This window comes from Pseudomonas sp. Sample_24 (assembly GCF_004307605.1).
GTDB lineage: Bacteria > Pseudomonadota > Gammaproteobacteria > Pseudomonadales > Pseudomonadaceae > Aquipseudomonas.
In genome coordinates, this window is record NZ_RCNW01000220.1 from 1 (window position 1) to 1,938 (window position 1,938).

Here is a 1,938-nt window from a genome sequence, read left to right on the forward strand (position 1 = left end):
TGAACCCATCCGCAAAGGGTAATTTCCTGGCCTTCCAGGCTTTCGTTCAGTTGGCCGCAATAATGGCTGCGCATCATGGTAGTGGTTTCGCTTCTCGTAATTCGAAATTCGGTTGCAGGCCTCGCATACATAGGGTGCGAGGGCTCGCGCGTGTCGTTCAAGCCAGGCTCTGAACCTAGTCAGCTTTGTCGCCGCCGGCCAGATTTTTCTTGGAACCGGTCTTGAAATCAGTCTCGTACCAGCCGGTGCCGCTGAGGCGGAAACCCGGCATGGACAGCATCTTTTTCAGCTCTGGCGCCTGGCAGGCAGGGCAGTCGACCAGCGGTGCATCGCTGATCTTTTGAATGGCTTCCAACTGATGACCACAGGAAGCACATTGGTAATCGTACATCGGCATGGGGGTTGTCTCGGCGATCAGATTGCTACCGCACACGCTGGGTTTTGCGGCAAAGAGCGGGATTATATCCATTAAATGAAGCCTGTGCAGCCGTAAGACTGCACAGATCGACACGCAATCCTTTCAGCGCCACCGGTCAAGCCATGCCCCTGCAATTCCCGCCCTTGAGACTGTGCACGACACAGACCACCCGCACCAACCCGCTGAAGTTCTTCACCCCGCCATGACGCAAGTGCACCTCGCGATCAAGGTGGGACAACAGTGCACTGACCGAACAGCAGTTGGCTTTGGCCATCTGGGCCAAGATATCCCAGTAAACCTGCTCCAGCCGCATACACGTTGCAAAACCATTCAAACGCACCGATCGGGACAACGGCTGAACCAGCCCCATATCGAATTCACTGACAAACGGATCAATCCTTGAGTCTTTAACCGGACCGCTCCACCCTTCGTTTCGCCTCTCTCCATAAACCATAACGCTGACACTCCTTTGCCATATCTGGTTTCCATAAGCGCAATCTGTGTGCTTATAAAACCGCGAGGACAACGTTATATCCAGATGACTTTTTGCCCATCCGCGTAGGAGAAGCCAACAGTTGAGGGGAGATCATGGAGCGCGTCCTACTCCGGAGCTTTTCCTACAATTGGTAGCGAATACTCATTCAAGCATCACGCACTTTCGAGGGAGACAAACGCGCGAACAGCACTCACCCCGTGCCGTTCGCGCGCCCGGATGTTACTGGTCCAGCAGTGCGCGCAACATCCACGCGGTTTTCTCGTGAACCTGCATACGCTGGGTCAGAAGATCGGCTGTCGGCTCGTCGCTGACCTTGTCCAGCAACGGGAAGATGCCGCGAGCGGTGCGTGTTACAGCTTCCTGGCCTTCGACCAACTGCCTGATCATGTCTTCGGCAGCAGGCACGCCCTCCTCCTCTTTGATGGAAGACAGCCGTGCATAAACGGCGTAGGCACCGGGTGCCGGAAATCCGAGTGCACGGATCCGCTCGGCAATCGAATCGACCGCCAGGGCCAATTCGTTGTATTGCTCCTCGAACATCAGGTGCAGGGTCCGGAACATCGGCCCGGTGACGTTCCAGTGGAAGTTATGGGTTTTCAAATAAAGTACGTAGGTGTCCGACAACAGGCGCGAGAGCCCCTCGACGATGGACTTGCGATCCTCTTCACTGATACCGATATCGATTGCCATGTTTTTCCCCTAAAGGTGATGAACTTCATCCAACAGGTGCAGGACCACTCTAGCAAGCCTGTCGTCGCATCGCAGCCCTGGATTGCCCGGGGTCCCGCGACAAATCGTCCCCGACACACCGCTGGACGCCCTGATTTGAGTAGCCTGCGGCTTTGCTGTTAAATAGACATCGTGTCGTGGGTGCCTATTTTTCCGGGTGCCGCGCATAGGCTGATATCGGGTACGTGTCCAACGCCTCCTATTGTTCTGAAGCGAACCGTGCCTCGTCAGCTCTTCCTTGTGAGCCGTCTTAACGTGAGTCAATCAAAATGTTGAAAATCGTCCACCTGCTAAT

At 55.2% G+C, this 1,938-nt stretch carries 3 protein-coding genes; all 3 read right to left on the reverse strand.

Going from position 1 to position 1,938, the window contains the following annotated elements; all coding sequences use genetic code 11:
* Positions 1 to 175 precede the first annotated feature (175 nt).
* Positions 176 to 397, reverse strand: a complete 222-nt coding sequence (locus tag D8V06_RS11485; RefSeq protein WP_007977333.1) for a zinc ribbon domain-containing protein — start codon at positions 395 to 397, stop codon at positions 176 to 178.
* Positions 398 to 533: 136 nt separating this feature from the next.
* Positions 534 to 872 carry a ribbon-helix-helix domain-containing protein gene (locus D8V06_RS11490; protein ID WP_056852664.1) on the reverse strand — a complete coding sequence of 113 codons (339 nt, stop codon included), beginning with the start codon at positions 870 to 872 and terminating at the stop codon, positions 534 to 536.
* Positions 873 to 1,133: 261 nt separating this feature from the next.
* Positions 1,134 to 1,604, reverse strand: a complete 471-nt coding sequence (locus tag D8V06_RS11495) for a Dps family protein (RefSeq protein WP_056852665.1) — start codon at positions 1,602 to 1,604, stop codon at positions 1,134 to 1,136.
* Positions 1,605 to 1,938 lie beyond the last annotated feature (334 nt).